At 65.5% G+C, this 17,255-nt stretch carries 17 protein-coding genes and 1 pseudogene; all 18 read left to right on the top strand.

Annotated elements, in window-relative coordinates:
- A pseudogene (locus tag LWW96_RS10760) lies at positions 1-236 on the top strand (23S rRNA pseudouridylate synthase B); the annotation flags it as partial.
- A gap of 88 nt (positions 237-324) precedes the next feature.
- Complete coding sequence (gene ndk, locus LWW96_RS10755) at positions 325-750, top strand: nucleoside-diphosphate kinase (RefSeq protein ID WP_291486793.1); 426 nt, start codon at positions 325-327, stop codon at positions 748-750.
- A 90-nt stretch (positions 751-840) separates the two neighbouring features.
- Positions 841-1,962: a 23S rRNA (adenine(2503)-C(2))-methyltransferase RlmN gene (gene rlmN, locus LWW96_RS10750; RefSeq protein WP_291486791.1), complete on the top strand. Its 1,122-nt coding sequence runs from the start codon at positions 841-843 to the stop codon at positions 1,960-1,962.
- Positions 1,963-2,002: 40 nt separating this feature from the next.
- Positions 2,003-2,839 (top strand): type IV pilus biogenesis/stability protein PilW, encoded by an 837-nt coding sequence (gene pilW / locus LWW96_RS10745; protein ID WP_291486789.1) that lies wholly within the window; start codon positions 2,003-2,005, stop codon positions 2,837-2,839.
- A gap of 19 nt (positions 2,840-2,858) precedes the next feature.
- Entirely contained in the window at positions 2,859-3,779 is a 921-nt protein-coding gene (locus LWW96_RS10740; protein ID WP_291486787.1) for a helix-turn-helix domain-containing protein, read from the top strand.
- Entirely contained in the window at positions 3,780-5,066 is a 1,287-nt protein-coding gene (gene ispG, locus LWW96_RS10735) for a flavodoxin-dependent (E)-4-hydroxy-3-methylbut-2-enyl-diphosphate synthase (protein ID WP_291486785.1), read from the top strand.
- Between the two features lie 92 nt (positions 5,067-5,158).
- Entirely contained in the window at positions 5,159-6,451 is a 1,293-nt protein-coding gene (hisS, locus tag LWW96_RS10730) for a histidine--tRNA ligase (RefSeq protein ID WP_291486783.1), read from the top strand.
- Positions 6,452-6,465: 14 nt separating this feature from the next.
- Positions 6,466-7,158 carry a tetratricopeptide repeat protein gene (locus LWW96_RS10725; RefSeq protein WP_291486781.1) on the top strand — a complete coding sequence of 231 codons (693 nt, stop codon included), beginning with the start codon at positions 6,466-6,468 and terminating at the stop codon, positions 7,156-7,158.
- Entirely contained in the window at positions 7,155-8,315 is a 1,161-nt protein-coding gene (gene bamB / locus LWW96_RS10720) for an outer membrane protein assembly factor BamB (RefSeq protein WP_291486779.1), read from the top strand. The genes LWW96_RS10725 and bamB overlap by 4 nt, the downstream gene beginning before the upstream one ends.
- A gap of 12 nt (positions 8,316-8,327) precedes the next feature.
- Positions 8,328-9,671, top strand: a complete 1,344-nt coding sequence (der, locus tag LWW96_RS10715) for a ribosome biogenesis GTPase Der (RefSeq protein ID WP_291486777.1) — start codon at positions 8,328-8,330, stop codon at positions 9,669-9,671.
- Positions 9,672-9,759: 88 nt separating this feature from the next.
- Positions 9,760-10,035 (top strand): RNA chaperone Hfq, encoded by a 276-nt coding sequence (hfq, locus tag LWW96_RS10710; protein WP_291486775.1) that lies wholly within the window; start codon positions 9,760-9,762, stop codon positions 10,033-10,035.
- Positions 10,036-10,104: 69 nt separating this feature from the next.
- Positions 10,105-11,277 carry a GTPase HflX gene (hflX, locus tag LWW96_RS10705; RefSeq protein ID WP_291486773.1) on the top strand — a complete coding sequence of 391 codons (1,173 nt, stop codon included), beginning with the start codon at positions 10,105-10,107 and terminating at the stop codon, positions 11,275-11,277.
- Positions 11,278-11,333: 56 nt separating this feature from the next.
- Positions 11,334-12,704 carry an FtsH protease activity modulator HflK gene (gene hflK / locus LWW96_RS10700; RefSeq protein WP_291486771.1) on the top strand — a complete coding sequence of 457 codons (1,371 nt, stop codon included), beginning with the start codon at positions 11,334-11,336 and terminating at the stop codon, positions 12,702-12,704.
- Between the two features lie 9 nt (positions 12,705-12,713).
- Positions 12,714-13,625 carry a protease modulator HflC gene (hflC, locus tag LWW96_RS10695; RefSeq protein ID WP_291486769.1) on the top strand — a complete coding sequence of 304 codons (912 nt, stop codon included), beginning with the start codon at positions 12,714-12,716 and terminating at the stop codon, positions 13,623-13,625.
- A gap of 37 nt (positions 13,626-13,662) precedes the next feature.
- Entirely contained in the window at positions 13,663-13,845 is a 183-nt protein-coding gene (locus tag LWW96_RS10690; RefSeq protein WP_291486767.1) for a DUF2065 domain-containing protein, read from the top strand.
- Between the two features lie 89 nt (positions 13,846-13,934).
- Positions 13,935-15,083: an ATP phosphoribosyltransferase regulatory subunit gene (locus LWW96_RS10685; protein WP_291486765.1), complete on the top strand. Its 1,149-nt coding sequence runs from the start codon at positions 13,935-13,937 to the stop codon at positions 15,081-15,083.
- A gap of 35 nt (positions 15,084-15,118) precedes the next feature.
- Positions 15,119-16,495, top strand: a complete 1,377-nt coding sequence (locus LWW96_RS10680; RefSeq protein ID WP_291486795.1) for an adenylosuccinate synthase — start codon at positions 15,119-15,121, stop codon at positions 16,493-16,495.
- A gap of 59 nt (positions 16,496-16,554) precedes the next feature.
- Complete coding sequence (locus tag LWW96_RS10675) at positions 16,555-17,079, top strand: phosphoribosyltransferase (RefSeq protein WP_291486763.1); 525 nt, start codon at positions 16,555-16,557, stop codon at positions 17,077-17,079.
- Positions 17,080-17,255: the final 176 nt, after the last annotated feature.

The following is a 17,255-nucleotide window of genomic DNA, read 5'->3' as shown; positions in this document are numbered from 1 at the left end:
GCCGGGATCTGTCGGCGGGCGCGCCCGAGGCAGGGCGGGGGGGCGGCAAGCCCCGCCGGGGCGCGGGCCAGGGGCCCTCCCGCGGCGGCAATGCCGGTGGTGGCGGCGGCGGGGGTGGCCAGCCGGATCCCATGAAAACGTCGGTCGGGTACATCGGCATGGACAGCCTCTCGCGCCACCGCCAGGACAAGCGGCGTCCGGGCGGCGGCGGCCCCCGCCGGGGCGGCGGGCGCTGAGCGCGCGGCATGCGGACCAGCCGGTTAGAATCAAAGGCTTTGTCCGGTGGGCAAACGAGTTTCAGCAACATCCCAACAGGAATTCAATATGGCAATCGAACGCACTCTCTCCATCATCAAGCCCGACGCCGTGGCCAAGAACGTCATCGGCCAGATCTATGCACGTTTTGAAGCCGCCGGCCTCAAGATCGTGGCCGCCCGCATGGTCCACCTGTCCCGCCGTGAGGCCGAGCAGTTCTACGCTGTGCACAAAGAGCGTCCTTTCTTCAAGGATCTGGTGGACTTCATGATCTCCGGCCCCGTGATGATCCAGGCCCTGGAAGGCGAGAACGCGATTCTGAAGAACCGCGAACTGATGGGCGCAACGGACCCGAAGAAGGCTGAAGCCGGCACGATCCGCGCTGACTTCGCTGACAGCATCGACGCCAACGCCGTGCACGGCTCGGACGCTGCCGAAACCGCAGCGGTGGAAGTGGCTTTCTTCTTCCCCGGCCTGAACGTCTACTCGCGCTGACATGGGGGCTCCCATGTCTGCCGCCCTCGCCGCAGCGAGGTTGCTAAGCCATGGGGGCGGTTGCGCTCACCCGTGCTGGAGGAGAGTGCAATGACAACCAATTTGCTTGAATTCGATCTCGAAGGGCTGGCCGCCTTTTGTGAAAAGCTGGGCGAGAAGCGGTTTCGCGCGACCCAGCTGTTCCGCTGGATCCACCAGCGGGGCGCCAGCGACTTCGATGCCATGAGCGATCTGGCGAAGGCCCTGCGCGACAAGCTCAAGGGCTGCGCCCGGGTCGAGGCCTTGCCGGTCATCTCCGAACACGTGTCGGCCGACGGCACGGTGAAGTGGCTGTTTGACGTGGGCGACGGCAACGCCGTCGAGTCCGTGTTCATCCCCGAAGACGACCGGGGCACCCTCTGCATTTCCTCGCAGGCGGGCTGTGCGGTGGGCTGCCGCTTCTGCTCCACGGGGCACCAGGGCTTCAGCCGCAACCTGACCACCGGCGAGATCATCGCCCAGCTGTGGTTTGCCGAGCACGCCTTGCGCAAGCGCCTGGCCTCCGACGACCGCGTGATCTCCAATGTGGTCATGATGGGCATGGGCGAGCCGCTGCAAAACTATTCCGCCCTGGTTCCGGCATTGCGGACCATGCTGGACGACCATGGCTATGGCCTGTCGCGCAGGCGCGTGACCGTGTCCACCTCGGGCGTGGTGCCCATGATGGACCGGCTGGCCGCCGACTGCCCGGTGGCGCTGGCGGTGTCGCTGCACGCGCCCAACGATGCGCTGCGGGACAACCTGGTGCCGCTGAACCGCAAATACCCGCTGCAGGAACTGCTGGCCGCGTGCAACCGCTACCTGGCCCATGCCCCCCGGGATTTCATTACCTTTGAATATTGCATGCTCGACGGCGTCAATGACCAGCCCGAGCACGCACGGCAATTGATCGAACTGGTGCAGCCGGCGCGCGGCGCCGGAGTGCGCTGCAAGTTCAACCTGATTCCCTTCAATCCGTTTCCGGCGTCGGGGCTCCATCGCTCGGCACCCGAACGGGTTGCGGCCTTTGCCAAGGCCTTGAGCGACGCAGGGATTGTCACGACGGTGCGCAAGACGCGCGGGGATGATATCGATGCGGCGTGCGGCCAACTGGCCGGCGATGTCAAAGACCGCACGCGTGCTGCCGAGCGGATGGCAAAGCAGCGGACAATCGCCCTCAAGCCGGTCGCTTGACGGGCGGGCTACTCGACGTACTTCATCAAGGAGGCTCTACATGGTGGGATGGGTTGGACGTTGGCAGCAATGGCGCCATGGGTCGGCTTGGGCCTTCGGGGTTCTGGCGGTGGTGTCGGTTCTGCAGGGCTGTGCCACCACGGCCAGCACGGCGGCCGGCGCCGATGCCAATGCGGGGCTCGTGACGCCGTCGGACGAGCCGGAAACCCGGCGCCGCGCCCGCATCCGCCTGGAGCTTGCGTCGAACTACTTCGAGAACGGCCAGACGGCCGTGGCGCTGGACGAGGTCAAGCAGGCTTTGACGGCGGATCCCAACTACGCGGATGCGTTCAACCTTCGCGGCCTCATCTACATGCGCCTGGGGGACTTCCCGCAGGCGGACGACAGTTTCCGCCGGGCCATGGCGCTGCGGGCCAATGACCCGAACCTGGAGCACAACTACGGGTGGATGCTGTGCCAGCAGCAGAAGTACGCCGAGGCGGACCAGAATTTTGTCCGCGCCCTGGGCAACCCGACCTACACCGCCCGGGCCAAGACGCTGATGGCGCGGGGGCTGTGCCAGTCCAGCGCGGGCCAGTTTGCACAGGCCGAAGAGTCCTTGCTCAAGGCCTACGAGCTGGACGCCGGCAATCCGGTGGTGGCCTACCACCTGGCGTCGCTGCTGTTTCGGCGCAACGAGCTGAACCGGGCGCAGTTCTACATCCGGCGCCTGAACAACAGCCAGTACGCCAATTCCGAGTCCCTGTGGCTCGGCATCAAGGTGGAGCGTGCCGTGGGTGACACGGTGGCAATGCGGCAACTGGCGGACCAGTTGCGCAAGCGCTTCCCCGATTCGCGGGAACTGGGTGCATACGAGCGTGGGGCTTTCAATGAGTGAGGTTGTGGAGAGCGCGGGAATGACCGCGGGCGGACTGCTCCGCGAGGCGCGGCAGGCGGCGGGTGTGCACATTGCCGCGCTGGCCGTGGCCCTGAAGGTGCCCGTGAGCAAGCTGGAAGCCCTGGAGGCGGACGATTACGAAGCCCTGCCGGACACCGTTTTCGTGCGGGCGTTGGCCTCGAGTGTGTGCCGGACGCTCAAGCTGGATCCCGCGCCGGTGCTGGCACTGCTTCCGCAAAGCAAGAGCCCGCGCCTGGCGGCGGACAGTGCGGGGCTCAATGCCCCGGTCAAGGGCAGTGGCGGCTCGTTTTCGCCCGGGTCTTCCACCTCGCGGTCGGTGACCTTGATCGTGTTGGCGCTGCTGGTGGGCGCGGTGGTCCTGGTCTTCCTGCCCCGCCAGCCCTGGGGTGAGGCGCCGGCGAACGCGCCGGCAGCGGCCGGGTCGGCGATGCCGGCTGCCGAGGCACCGACGGCTGCGCCGGTGGCGGCCGCCGTGCCGGCCCCCGCACCAGCGGCCTCTGCAGCCGTGGCCCCAGAGCCGGCGGTGACGGCCAGCGCGGCGCAGCCGCCCGTGGCCGAGCGGCCGTCCGTGGCGGCGTCCGCCACGGGGGCGGGGAACGCCGCGGGCGCTGCAGCGCCGGCCCCGGCGGTCGCAACGACGCCAGCGGTTGCCGCCAGCGCGGCGAGTGCTGCACTGCAGCCCACCGGAACCCTGGTGCTGCGCGCCCGGGGCGAGTCGTGGGTGCAGGTGAAGGACGCCACGGGCGCCGTGGCCCTGCAGCGCAAGCTGGCGGCCGGAGAGTCTGTCGCCGTTCCGGGGCCCACGCCGCTGACGGTGGTGGTGGGGCGCGCGGACATGACGGAAGTGCTGGTGCGCGGCAAGCCTTTTGATCTGACGGCGGTTTCGCGCGAGAACGTCGCGCGCTTCGAGGTGAAATAAGTGACGCATCCGACCCCCTCCAACGGAAACGAGCCCATCGCCCTTGCGGCGCCCTTGCCTCGGCGCTCCCGCCAGGCCAAGGTGGTGTGGGGCTCCCGTGTGGTGACCGTGGGCGGCGACGCGCCGGTGCGCGTGCAGTCCATGACCAACACCGACACCGTGGATGCCATCGCGACGGCCATCCAGGTCAAGGAACTCGCGCAGGCCGGGTCGGAGTTCGTGCGGATCACGGTGAACACGCCGGAGGCGGCGGCGGCCGTGCCCTACATCCGCGAACAACTGGACCGGATGGGGGAGAGCGTCCCCCTGGTGGGCGATTTCCACTACAACGGCCACAAGCTGCTGACCGAGTTTCCCGACTGTGCGCAGGCACTGTCCAAGTACCGCATCAACCCCGGTAACGTGGGCAAGGGCGAGAAGCGCGACCGCCAGTTCGGCCAGATGATCGAGGCGGCGATGCGCTGGGACAAGGCCGTGCGCATCGGCGTGAACTGGGGCAGCCTGGACCAGGACCTGCTGGCCGCGCTGATGGATGCCAACAGCCGCCGTTCCAGTCCGTGGGAGGCGCGCCAGGTCATGTACGAGGCCTTGATCACGTCGGCCATCGAATCGGCCCGCCGCGCCGAGGCCATGGGCCTCCATGGCAACCAGATCATCCTGTCGTGCAAGGTCAGCGGCGTGCAGGACCTCATCGCCGTGTACCGCGAGCTGGCCCGCCGCTGCGACTATGCCCTGCACCTGGGCCTGACCGAAGCCGGCATGGGCACCAAGGGCACCGTGGCGTCGGCCGCGGCGCTGTCGGTGCTGCTGCAGGAAGGCATTGGCGACACCATCCGCGTCTCGCTCACGCCCCAGCCGGGCGAGGCCCGCACCCAGGAGGTCGTGGTGGCGTCCGAGATCCTGCAGGCGCTGGGCCTGCGGGTGTTCGTGCCCAGCGTGACGGCCTGTCCGGGCTGCGGGCGCACCACCAGCACCACGTTCCAGGAACTGGCCAAGCAGATCGACGACTTCCTGCGGGCACAGATGCCGGTGTGGCGGGCGCGCTATCCAGGCGTGGAGAACATCAAGGTCGCCGTCATGGGCTGCATCGTCAACGGGCCGGGCGAAAGCAAGCACGCCGACATCGGCATCAGCCTGCCTGGCACGGGCGAGGCGCCCGCCGCCCCCGTGTTCATCGATGGCGAGAAGGCCATGACGCTGCGCGGGGAGGGCATTGCCCGGGAGTTTCAGCAGATCGTCGAGGACTACATCGCGCGGCGCTTCGGGCGCGCAGCGGGTGTGGTCTAGGTTTGCTATTAAATTCATAGCTTCTCGCGCTTGATGGATAAGCGCTGGAGGCCAATTTCATTCAAAAATAACAATTCGATAGAGCAAGCAAGATGCAGAAGCTGGTTGCCATCAAGGGCATGAACGACATCCTTCCGCCCGATTCGGCGCGCTGGGAATGGCTGGAGGACAAGGTGCGCAACCTCATGGCGCGCTATGCCTACCGCAACATCCGCACCCCTATCGTGGAGCCCACGCCCCTGTTCGTGCGCGGGCTGGGCGAGGTGACCGACATCGTCGAGAAGGAGATGTACTCGTTCGAGGACCGCCTCAACGGCGAGCACCTCACGCTGCGGCCCGAGGCCACGGCGGGCGTGGTGCGCGCGGTGGCCGAGCATTCCATGCTCTACGACGGTGGCAAGCGCCTGTACTACATGGGGCCCATGTTCCGGCACGAGCGTCCTCAGCGCGGGCGCTACCGCCAGTTCCACCAGATCGGCGCCGAAGCCCTGGGCTTCCCCGGTGCCGAGGTGGACGCCGAGCTGATCCTGATGGCGAACGCCCTGTGGCGCGAACTGGGGCTGCAAAACGTGCGGCTTGAGCTCAACAGCCTGGGCCAGCCCCAGGAGCGCCAGGCCCACCGTGCCGCGCTGATCGCCTACCTGGAGCAGCACGTCGACGTGCTGGACGAGGAGGCCCGCCGGCGGCTGCACAGCAACCCGCTGCGCATCCTGGACACCAAGAATCCCGCCATGCAGGCCGTGGTCGAGGCGGCCCCCCGGCTGATCGACTTTCTGGGGGCGCAATCGCTGGCGCACTTCGACACGGTGAAGTCCATCCTCACGGCCAACGGCGTGGCCTGGACGGTCAATCCCCGGTTGGTCCGCGGCATGGACTACTACAACCTCACGGTCTTTGAATTCGTCACCGATCAGCTCGGATCCCAGGGCACGATCTGCGGCGGCGGCCGGTACGACTACCTGATCGAGCAGATTGGCGGCAAGCCCGCGCCGGCCGTGGGCTGGGCGCTGGGGGTGGAGCGGGTGCTGGAGCTGCTCAAGGAGCAGGAAAGCGCAGTGCCCGCGCTGGTCCCCGACGTGTATGCCGTGATTCCGTCGACCGCCGCGCTGCCGGTGGCCGCAGCCACCCTCGAGCGCTTGCGGCAGGCGGGCGTGCGCGTGCAGATGCATGCGGCGCCGGCAGGCAGCGAAGGCATGGGCAGCATGAAGTCCCAGTTCAAGAAGGCGGACGCCAGCGGCGCACTGTGGGCATTGATCTTTGGCGAGGATGAACTGGCCCGCGGCAGCGTGGTCGTCAAATCGCTGCGCGACGGTGCTGGCGCCCAGAGCGAGCGCCTGCTGGACGCCCTGGCCGACTGGGCTCCCACCCTACAATCCCCCCGCTGAACAGAAAACGACCCATGGCAAATCACCTCGACCTTGAAGAACAAGAGCAGTTAGACCAGCTCAAACACCTCTGGAACACCTGGGGCACGCTCATCAGTTCCGTGCTGCTGGTGGTGACGGTGTCCCTGGTGGGCTGGAACGGCTACCAGTACTGGCAGAACCGGCAGGCCAGCCAGGCTGCGGCGCTGTATGACGCCGTGGACGTGGCGGCCCGCGCGGGCGACCAGGGCCGCATGGCCCAGGCGTTTGGTGACCTGAAGGCGAAGTACGCGGGCACGACCCAGGCCAGCCAGGCCGGCCTGGCGCTGGCCAAGACCCTGGTGGAAGCCGGCAACGAGGACGGCGCAAAGGAAGTGCTGGCCTGGGTGGCCTCCCAGTCGGGCGACGAAGGCCTCAAGGCGCTGGCCCGGCTGCGGCTGGCCAGTGTGCTGATGGACCAGAAGAATTACGACGAAGCGCTCAAGCAACTGTCGTCCGGCATGCCGCTGGAATTCGAGGCCACCGCCGCCGACCGCCGGGGCGACATCTACCTGTCGCAAGACAAGCGCGCGGAAGCGGTTGCCGAGTATTCCAAGGCCTACAAGCTGCTGGAAGACAGCGTGGAGTACCGCCGCCTGGTGGAAGTGAAGCTGGGCGCGCTGGGGGTTTCCCCGCAAAGCGTCGCGGTGGCCGAAGCCGCAGCGGCGGAAGGGGTGAAGAAGCCATGAGCACGCTGAAAGCAAACACCGCGGGGGGCCTGCTGCGGGCCACCGGCGTGGCGGTCCTGGTGGCCGCTTCCGTGGCGGGCTGTTCCCTCTGGAACAGCGGTAGCAACAAGCCGGTGCCAGCCGACCTGGGCGCCAATGTCGCGGTCCTGGGCGTGCGCCAGGCCTGGACCACCAAGGTCGGCACCGGCAACGCCGTTCCGCTGGAGGCGCACGCCGCCGGGAACATCGTGACCCTTGCGTCGGCCGATGGCGTGGTTGCAGCGATCGATGCCCGCACGGGCGGAGACGTCTGGCGCACGGCGTTGGGCGAGCCGCTGTCGGCTGGTGTGGGCAGCGATGGCAAATCCGCGGCGGTTGTTTCGCGCGGCAGTGCGCTGATCGTGCTGCAGTCCGGCCGTGAAGCCTGGCGCCAGCCCCTGCCGGCCCAGGTGTTCACGCCGCCGCTGGTGGCGGGTGGGCGCGTGTTCGTGCTCCTGGCCGACCGGTCGGTCGCCGCCTTTGACGAAAGCACCGGCCGCAAGCTCTGGAGCCAGCAGCGCACCGGCGATCCGCTGGTGCTGCGCCAGGCCGGCGTGCTCCTGGCCGTGGGGGACACCCTGGTGGTGGGCTTTTCAGGCCGGCTGGTGGGGCTCAATCCGGACAATGGCAGCGTGCGCTGGGAGGCGCCGCTGGCCAGTTCCCGCGGCACCAACGATGTGGAGCGGCTCGTGGAGCTGGTCGGGCGCACCAGCCGGGTTGGCGAATCGGTTTGCGCACGGGCCTTCCAGGCCGCCGTGGGCTGCGTCAACACGGCCCGTGGCACGGTGGCCTGGTCGCAACCCGCCGCCGGGACTGACGGGGTGCACGGCGACGCCGAGGCCATTTTTGGCACGGAAAGCAACGGCACCGTGGTCGCTTGGCGCCGCGGCGACGGTTCCCGCCTCTGGTCTGTCGACAAGCTCAAGTACCGCAAGCTCACGGCCCCGCTGCTGTTGGGGCGCTCGGTCGTGGTGGGCGATGACACCGGGCTGGTGCACCTGCTGTCGCGCACCGACGGCTCGCCGCTCAACCGCTTGACCACCGACGGCTCGGGCGTTTCCATGGGCCCTGTGGTCGCTGCGGACACCCTGGTGGTCGTCACGCGCAACGGCGGCGTCTACGGCTTCCGCCCCGACTGACGGACCGTGTCTATGAAGCCAGTCATCGCCCTCGTGGGCCGGCCGAACGTCGGCAAGTCCACGCTCTTCAATCGCCTGACGAAGTCCCGCGATGCCATCGTCGCGGATTTCGCCGGACTGACGCGTGATCGGCACTACGGCAATGGCAAGCAGGGCAAGCGCGAGTACATCGTCATCGATACCGGTGGTTTCGAGCCGGACGCGTCCAGTGGCATCTACAAGGAGATGGCCAAGCAGACCCAGCAGGCCGTCGCCGAAGCCGATGTCGTCATCTTCGTGGTGGACGCGCGGGCCGGTGTGTCCGCCCAGGACCACGACATTGCCAACTACCTGCGCCGCCTTGGCAAGCCCTGCCTGCTGGTCGCCAACAAGGCCGAGGGCATGCTCGAAGGCGCGCAGCTGGCTGAGTTCTACGAACTGGGCCTGGGCCAGGTGTACCCGGTGTCCGCGGCGCACGGGCAGGGCATTCGCAGCCTGGTGGACCTTGCGCTGGAGCCGCTGCACCTGCCCGAGCCCGATGACGCCGATGCGGACATCGACAAAGGCATCGTCAAGCTGGCGGTCGCCGGGCGGCCCAATGTGGGCAAGTCCACGCTGATCAACACCTGGCTGGGGGAGGAGCGCCTGGTCGCGTTCGACATGCCCGGCACCACCCGCGACGCCATTGCCGTGCCTTTCGAGCGCAACGGTCAGCGCTTCGAGCTGGTCGACACCGCCGGGCTGCGGCGCAAGGGCAAGGTGTTCGAGGCGATCGAGAAGTTCTCCGTGGTCAAGACCCTGCAGGCCATCGAGTCTGCACACGTGGTCTTGCTGCTGCTGGATGCGACCCAGGGCGTGACCGACCAGGATGCGCACATTGCGGGCTACATCCTCGAAAGCGGCCGTGCCGTGGTGGTGGCGGTCAACAAGTGGGATGCGGTGGACGACTACCAGCGCCAGCTGGTGGAGCGTTCCATCGAAACCCGGCTGGCATTCCTGAAGTTCGCTTCATTGCACTTCATTTCCGCCAAGAAACGGCAGGGCCTGGGGCCGCTGTGGGGGGCGATCGTGCAGGCGCACAAGGCGGCCACCTGCAAGATGTCCACCCCTGTACTCACGCGCTTGCTGCTGGAAGCGGTGCAATTCCAGAGCCCCAAGCGGGCGGGCATGTTCCGCCCCAAGATGCGCTATGCCCACCAGGGCGGGATGAATCCCCCGGTGATCGTGATCCACGGCAACTCCCTGGAGCACGTCACCGATGCCTACAAGCGGTTTTTGGAGAGCCGGTTCCGCAAGGAGTTTGACTTGGTGGGCACGCCCCTGCGCATCGAGATGAAGACCTCCCGCAACCCCTTCGTGGACAAGGACGAGGCCTGAGGGAAAGGCTCTTGCCGCGAAGGGCCAAGTGGCTCTTGTCCAAAGGCCAGCCCTTGCTGTGGTAAGGTGCTGGTTTACAACAACATTTTTGAACACGGAGAATATCGTGAGCAATAAAGGCCAGCTTTTGCAAGACCCCTTCCTCAACGCCTTGCGTCGGGAACATGTCCCAGTCTCCATTTACCTCGTGAATGGTATCAAGCTGCAGGGGCAGATCGAATCGTTTGACCAGTACGTGGTGCTGCTGCGCAACACCGTGACCCAGATGGTCTACAAGCACGCCATTTCCACCATCGTTCCCGGCCGTGCGGTGAATTTTTCTACGGCCGACACCTCTTCTGATGCCGACAGCAGCAACGCTTGAGTTGTTGGTTCGTCGCGCCGGTTCGTTTTCCTGGGTGAAAATGCCCGGGCGCCTCTCTCGTTCTGCTCGATGACCTCTGCGGCAGTAGACGGCACCCCTGTGCTGCTGGTGGGCGTGGATTTCGGTCTGCCCCACTTTGACGGAGAGCTGGAAGAGCTGGGCTTGCTGGCCCAAACGGCCGGCCTGCAGCCTGTGGCCCGATTGACCTGCAAGCGCAAGGCCCCCGATGCAGCCTTATTCGTGGGCAGCGGCAAGGCCGATGAGATCCGCACGCTGGCGCAAATGCACGGCGCTGTGGAGGTCTTGTTCGACCAGTCGCTCAGCCCCGCGCAGCAGCGCAATCTCGAGCGCCACCTGGAACTGCCGGTCAACGACCGGACCTTGCTGATTCTGGAGATATTTGCCCAGCGCGCGCGCAGCCATGAGGGCAAGCTGCAGGTCGAACTCGCCCGGCTCCAATACCTGAGCACCCGCCTGGTGCGCCGCTGGTCCCACCTGGAACGCCAGACCGGGGGCATCGGCGCGCGGGGCGGGCCCGGTGAAAAGCAGATCGAGCTGGACCGCCGGATGATTGCTGATGCGGTCAAGCGCACCCGCGAACGCCTGGTGAAGGTGCAGCGCCAGCGGGCGACCCAGCGGCGGCAACGCGAGCGGCGCGACACCTTCAACATTTCACTGGTCGGCTACACCAACGCGGGTAAATCCACGCTGTTCAACGCGCTGGTGAAGGCGCGAGCCTACGCGGCCGACCAACTGTTCGCCACCCTGGACACCACCACGCGGCAGCTGTACCTGGGAGAGGCCGGGCGCTCGGTGTCGCTGTCGGACACCGTCGGGTTCATCCGGGATCTACCCCACGGGCTGGTGGACGCCTTCCAGGCCACCCTGCAGGAAGCCATCGACGCGGACTTGCTGCTGCACGTGGTGGACGGTTCCAACGAAGGGTTTCCCGAGCAGATGGAGCAGGTGCAGAAAGTGCTGCGGGAAATTGGTGCCGCAGACATTCCCCAGATACTGGTGTTCAACAAGCTGGATGCGCTGGCGCCGGAGCAGCGGCCGCCGGTGCTGGAGGACAGCTACGACATGGATGGGCGACTGCTACCCCGCTTGTTCGTCAGCGCGCGCTCGGGCGAAGGCCTGGACGCTCTGCGCCGGGCATTGGCCTCCCGGGTGCTGCTGGCCGCCGCCCAGGACGGCATGTCCCCTGGGGACGATGTTGAATTGCCTGGCGCCACAGCTTGATTGTGCACAATGCCGTCACTACCTTCTATGCCATCCAGAGAATCAGAGATCTGCGCATGAACTTCCAAGATCGCACCCTGCGCTGGGCTTCGCTACCAGCACGTATTCGGGGCATGTTCAACCTGAATGACCCTCGATGGGGGCGCGGCGAAGACAACAAGGCGGATGAAGGGGGGCGTCCGGACGAGCGTCCCGCAACTCCACCGCCATCCGGCAACCGGGGCGGAGACCAGCGGCCCAGTAGCGGCCAGCCCCCGGACCTGGACGAGCTGTGGCGCGACCTGAACCGAAAGCTGGGCGGCTTGTTCGGTTCCAGGAACGGCGGAGGCCGTGGCCCCTCCGGCAACGGTGGCGGGTTTCAGCCTGACATGAAAAGTGCCGGGGTCGGCGCAGGCCTGATCGCGGGCATCGTCTTCGTCATCTGGATGGGAACCGGGTTCTTCATCGTGCAGGAAGGCCAACAGGCGGTGATCACGCAGTTTGGCAAATACAAGAGCACGGTGGGCGCGGGCTTCAACTGGCGTCTGCCCTATCCGATCGAACGGCACGAACTGGTGTTTGTCACCCAGATCCGGTCGGCCGACGTGGGACGCGACAGCATCATCAAGAGCACCGGCCTGCGTGAGTCCGCCATGCTGACCGAGGACGAAAACATCGTCGAAATCAAGTTTGCCGTGCAGTACCGGCTGAACGACGCGCGCGCCTGGCTGTTCGAAAGCAAGAACCCCGCGGACGCGGTGGTGCAGGCGGCAGAAACCGCGGTGCGCGAAGTCGTGGGCAAGATGCGCATGGACACGGCCCTGGCCGAAGAGCGCGATCAGATTGCTCCCCGCGTGCGAACGCTCATGCAGACCATCCTGGACCGGTACAAGGTAGGGGTCGAGGTGGTGGGGATCAATCTGCAGCAGGGCGGTGTCCGCCCGCCGGAGCAGGTCCAGGCCTCCTTTGACGATGTGCTTAAGGCCGGGCAGGAGCGTGAGCGGGCCAAGAATGAGGCCCAGGCCTATGCGAACGATGTGATTCCGCGGGCTGCCGGCTCGGCATCGCGCCTGAACGAAGAGGCTGCGGCGTACAAGGCGCGCATCATTGCGCAGGCCCAAGGGGATGCGCAGCGGTTTTCCGCCATCCTGGCCGAGTACCAAAAGGCGCCCCAGGTGACGCGGGACCGCATGTACCTGGACGCCATGCAGCAGATCTACGGCAACGTGACCAAGGTGCTGGTGGAATCGCGCCAGGGTTCCAACCTGTTGTATCTGCCATTGGACAAGATCATGCAGAGTGTGGCGAGCGGTTCGACCGGCGCGGAGGCGCCTGCCGCCAGCAGCGCTGCGGCGCCTGCAGCGGCCCCCGCGGCCGCGCCTTCCACCTTTTCAAATGATCCCCGGGCGCGTGACAGCAGTCGCACGCGCGAACGCGAATCCCGCTAGGAGCTGCACGTGAACAGAGTTGGATTTATTGCATCGACCTTCCTGGTGGTGCTGGCGCTCATGAGCTCCATGCTTTTCGTGGTCGACCAGCGCCAGTTTGGCGTGCTGTATGCGCTGGGCCAGATCAAGGAAGTGATCACCGAGCCGGGCCTGAATTTCAAATTGCCCCCCCCGTTCCAGAATGTGTCGTACATCGACAAGCGCCTGCTGACTTTGGACAGCAGCGACACGGAGCCCATGCTGACGGCGGAAAAGCAGCGGGTGGTCATCGACTGGTATGTGCGGTGGCGTATCTCCGAGCCTACCGAGTACATCCGCAACGTGGGTTTGGATGAGAGCGCGGGTGCCCTGCAGCTCAACCGCGTGGTGCGCAATGCGTTCCAGGAAGAGATCAACAAGCGTACGGTCAAGGAACTGCTCTCGCTCAAGCGCGAAGCCCTGATGGCTGATGTGAAGCGCGAGGTCCTGGAAACCGTGCGGGGCGCCAAGCCCTGGGGTGTTGACGTGGTGGATGTGCGGATTACCCGTGTGGACTACGTGGAGGCGATCACCGAGTCGGTGTACCGCCGCATGGAGGCCGAACGCAAGCGGGTGGCCAACGAGCTGCGCTCCACCGGCGCGGCGGAAGGCGAGAAGATCCGCGCCGATGCGGATCGCCAGCGCGAAATCACCATTGCCAACGCCTACCGCGATGCCCAAAAGGTCAAGGGCGAAGGCGATGCCGAGGCTGCCCGCATCTATGCGGAGGCGTTTGGCCGCGATCCGCAGTTCGCGCAGTTTTACCGCAGCCTGGAGGCGTACAAGGCAAGCTTCAACAAGAAGAGCGATGTGATGGTGCTGGATCCCGCGTCTTCCGATTTCTTCAAGACGTTCCGCGGCAATGGCCAGGCGGCTGCTGCCCCGGCGGCCCCGCGCAAGTAATCCACCCCTGCGGCCCCAGAGTCAGCGGCGTTGCGTGGTGACTTCTGACACGTTCTGGACAGCGCTTGCCCTGGTGCTGGTGATCGAAGGGCTGCTGCCCTTTGTGTCACCCCAGAGCTGGCGGCGCGCGGTGGCGCAACTTTCTCAATTGCCGGACTCGCAGCTTCGGCTATGCGCCTTTTTCGCCCTGGGCGCAGGGCTGCTGATGCTCTGGCTGTAGAGCCTCGCACGCTCTTCCTCTCAAGGCCTTTCGAGGGCGCGGTGCCGCGCCCGGTAGAATCGCGGTTTTAACAGCCTCCCCGTTTCTCCATGTCTGCTTGGGTCCTTCCGGATCACATTGCCGATGTTTTGCCGTCCGAAGCCCGGCACATCGAAGAACTGCGTCGCGGGCTGCTTGATACAGCTCGCTGCTATGGTTATGAGCTGGTCATGCCGCCTTTGCTGGAACACCTGGAGTCGCTGCTGACGGGTACCGGCGAGGCGCTCGACCTCCAGACCTTCAAACTGGTGGACCAGCTCTCCGGTCGGTCCATGGGACTGAGGGCTGACACCACGCCCCAGGTCGCCCGCATTGATGCGCATCTGCTCAATCGCAAAGGTGTGACGCGGCTGTGCTACTGCGGCCCCGTGCTGCACACCCGGCCCGATCGCCCGCATGCAACGCGAGAGCCGCTTCAGTTTGGTGCCGAAATCTACGGGCATGCCGGGCTTGAGGCGGACCTTGAGGCGTTGCTGCTGGCACAGGAGTGTCTGCGGGTGGCAGAGGTGCGCGAGATCACCATCGATTTGGCCGATGTGCGCATCGTGCGTCGCTTGTTGGCGGGGCTTGCGGTCAAGCCGGCACTGCTGAGCGCGATTCACGGAGCCTTGGCGGCCAAGGATGCGAGCGAGCTTGCCTTGCTGACCCAGGGTTTTCCCAAGGAGTCCCGCGATGGCTTGGCAGCGCTTCTTCAGCTCTATGGCGATGAATTGGTGCTGGAGGAAGCCCAGAAGGCCCTCCGCCATTTCTCTGACATCCCCGAGGTGCTCTCCAATTTGAAGTGGCTGGCGTCGCGCCTCGAAGGTGCCCGGGTGACGTTTGACTTGGCTGACCAGCGGGGCTATGCCTACTACAGCGGCGTGCGTTTCGCCATGTACGCCACCGGGGCGTCCGACGCACTGGTGCGCGGAGGCCGGTACGACGAGGTCGGAGCCGTCTTTGGCCGCAACCGTCCTGCTGCCGGGTTCAGCCTGGATGTGAAGCAACTGGTCGGGGTTGTCTCGCCGCGAACCTTGAAAGCGGCTATCCGGGCCCCTTGGGGCGAGTCGGTGGACGTGAACGCGGCAGTGGCTGATCTGCGCAAGGCAGGTGAAACCGTGGTGTGCGTGCTGCCGGGGCACGAGAGCGAGGTCGATGAATTCCATTGCGACCGGGAATTGGTGCAGATCGCAGGCCGGTGGGTCGTGCAAGCTGTGTGAGCAATTGGCTAGTGACAACTGAAATTGGGTTTGAGATGAAAGCAACCAAAGGGCGCAACGTAGTGGTGGTCGGAACCCAGTGGGGTGACGAGGGCAAGGGCAAGCTGGTCGATTGGCTAACCGAAAGCGCTCAAGGCGTGGTCCGCTTCCAAGGGGGGCACAACGCGGGGCATACCCTGGTGATCAATGGCGTCAAGACGGCGCTGCATTTGATCCCGAGTGGCATCATGCGCCCGGGCGTCAAGTGCTACATCGGAAACGGCGTGGTGCTGTCGGCCGCCAAGCTGTTCGAAGAAATTGAAGGGCTGGAAAAGGCGGGGGTGGAGGTGCGTTCTCGCCTGCGCATCAGTGAGGCATGCCCGCTGATCCTGCCCTTTCATGCCGCCATCGATGTCGCGCGCGAGGCCGCGAGAGAGCAGGGCGGCACTGAGAAGATTGGCACCACGGGGCGGGGCATCGGCCCGGCCTATGAAGACAAGATCGCACGGCGCGCGTTGCGCGTGCAGGACCTGAAGTACCCCGAGCGCTTCGCGGCTAAGCTCCGCGAACTGCTGGATCTGCACAACCACATCCTCACGACCTACTTGCGCTCGGGCTCCTTTGTTTTTGGGGACGCCCTCAAGCCTTACATCCAGGACGGCAAGGTGCAGTTTGACGTTGTGTACGCCGAGGCCATGCGCCACGCTGAACTGCTCAAGCCCATGATGGCCGACGTGTCGCGGGAATTGAACGACGCCCACCGCGAGGGCGCCAACCTGCTGTTCGAAGGGGCGCAAGGAACCCTGCTGGACGTGGACCACGGCACCTATCCCTACGTGACCTCCAGCAACTGCGTTGCGGGCAACGCAGCGGCGGGTTCGGGCGTGGGCCCTGGGTTGCTGCACTACATCCTGGGGATCACCAAAGCCTACTGCACGCGCGTCGGCGGCGGTCCTTTCCCCACGGAACTTGATTGGGAAGTACCGGGAACCCCGGGTTACCACATGAGCACGGTCGGTGCAGAAAAAGGCGTTACCACAGGCCGCAGCCGTCGCTGCGGCTGGTTTGACGCGGCGTTGCTCAAGCGCAGTGCCCAGGTCAACGGCCTGTCCGGTTTGTGCATCACCAAGCTGGACGTCCTGGATGGCTTGGACGAGTTGCTGTTGTGCACCGGCTATGAACTGGACGGAGAGCGCATTGATCTGCTTCCCATGGGGGCCGAAGACATCGCGCGGTGCACGCCCATCTATGAAAAAATGCCCGGTTGGACGGAGTCCACGGTGGGCGTGACCGAGTACGCCAAGCTGCCGCAGAACGCACGCCGCTATCTGGAGCGTATTGAGCAGGTCACGGGAGTTCCCATCGACATGATCTCGACCAGCCCCGACCGCGACCACACCATCATGATGCGGCACCCCTACGTTGCCAGCTGAAATCTGATGCTGGTTTCCATTCTTCTTGCGCCCGAAGTTATCCATCCAGGAGCCATTGCATGTTGACCGAAGACGGCAAACATCTCTACGTTAGCTATGACGAGTACCACAGCCTCATTGAGAAGCTCGCCCTCAAGGTGCACCAGTCCGGGTGGGAGTTCGACACGATCCTTTGCCTGGCCCGTGGTGGCCTGCGTCCGGGAGACATCCTGAGCCGCATCTTCGACAAGCCGTTGGCCATCATGTCGACGAGTTCCTACCGGGCAGAGGCGGGCACCGTCCAGGGGCACCTGGATATCGCCCGTTTCATCACCACGCCGCGCGGAGAGATTGCGGGGCGTGTGCTGCTGGTGGATGATCTGGCCGATTCCGGGCACACGTTGCATGCAGTGATCAACATGCTGAAGACCAACTATGCGCCCATCACGGAGCTGCGCAGCGCCGTGATCTGGACCAAAGGCCTGTCCACCTTCACACCCGACTACTCCGTGGAGTTCCTGCCGACCAACCCCTGGATCCACCAGCCGTTCGAAGGCTACGACAGCCTCAGCCCCGAAAAGCTCCTGGAGAAGTGGCGCGTTTGAAGAAAGTTGGAAAATTTGGCGCCTGAACTCCTCAGCCCCCCCAACCAGTGTTATAGTAGAGGGCTTCGCTACCCGCGCTGCCCAGTTCCTTCGGGACCGGATGCTGCGAGGGAAGAGAAAAAAGTTTGGTCTTGGGTTGCAAGCGGCGTAAAAACCGGTATATAATTCAAGGCTTA

This window comes from Acidovorax sp. (assembly GCF_021287135.1).
Taxonomy (GTDB): Bacteria; Pseudomonadota; Gammaproteobacteria; order Burkholderiales; family Burkholderiaceae_C; genus Acidovorax.
The sequence above is the reverse complement of the archived record's forward strand: the minus strand, read 5'-3'. Positions and strand labels throughout refer to the sequence as shown.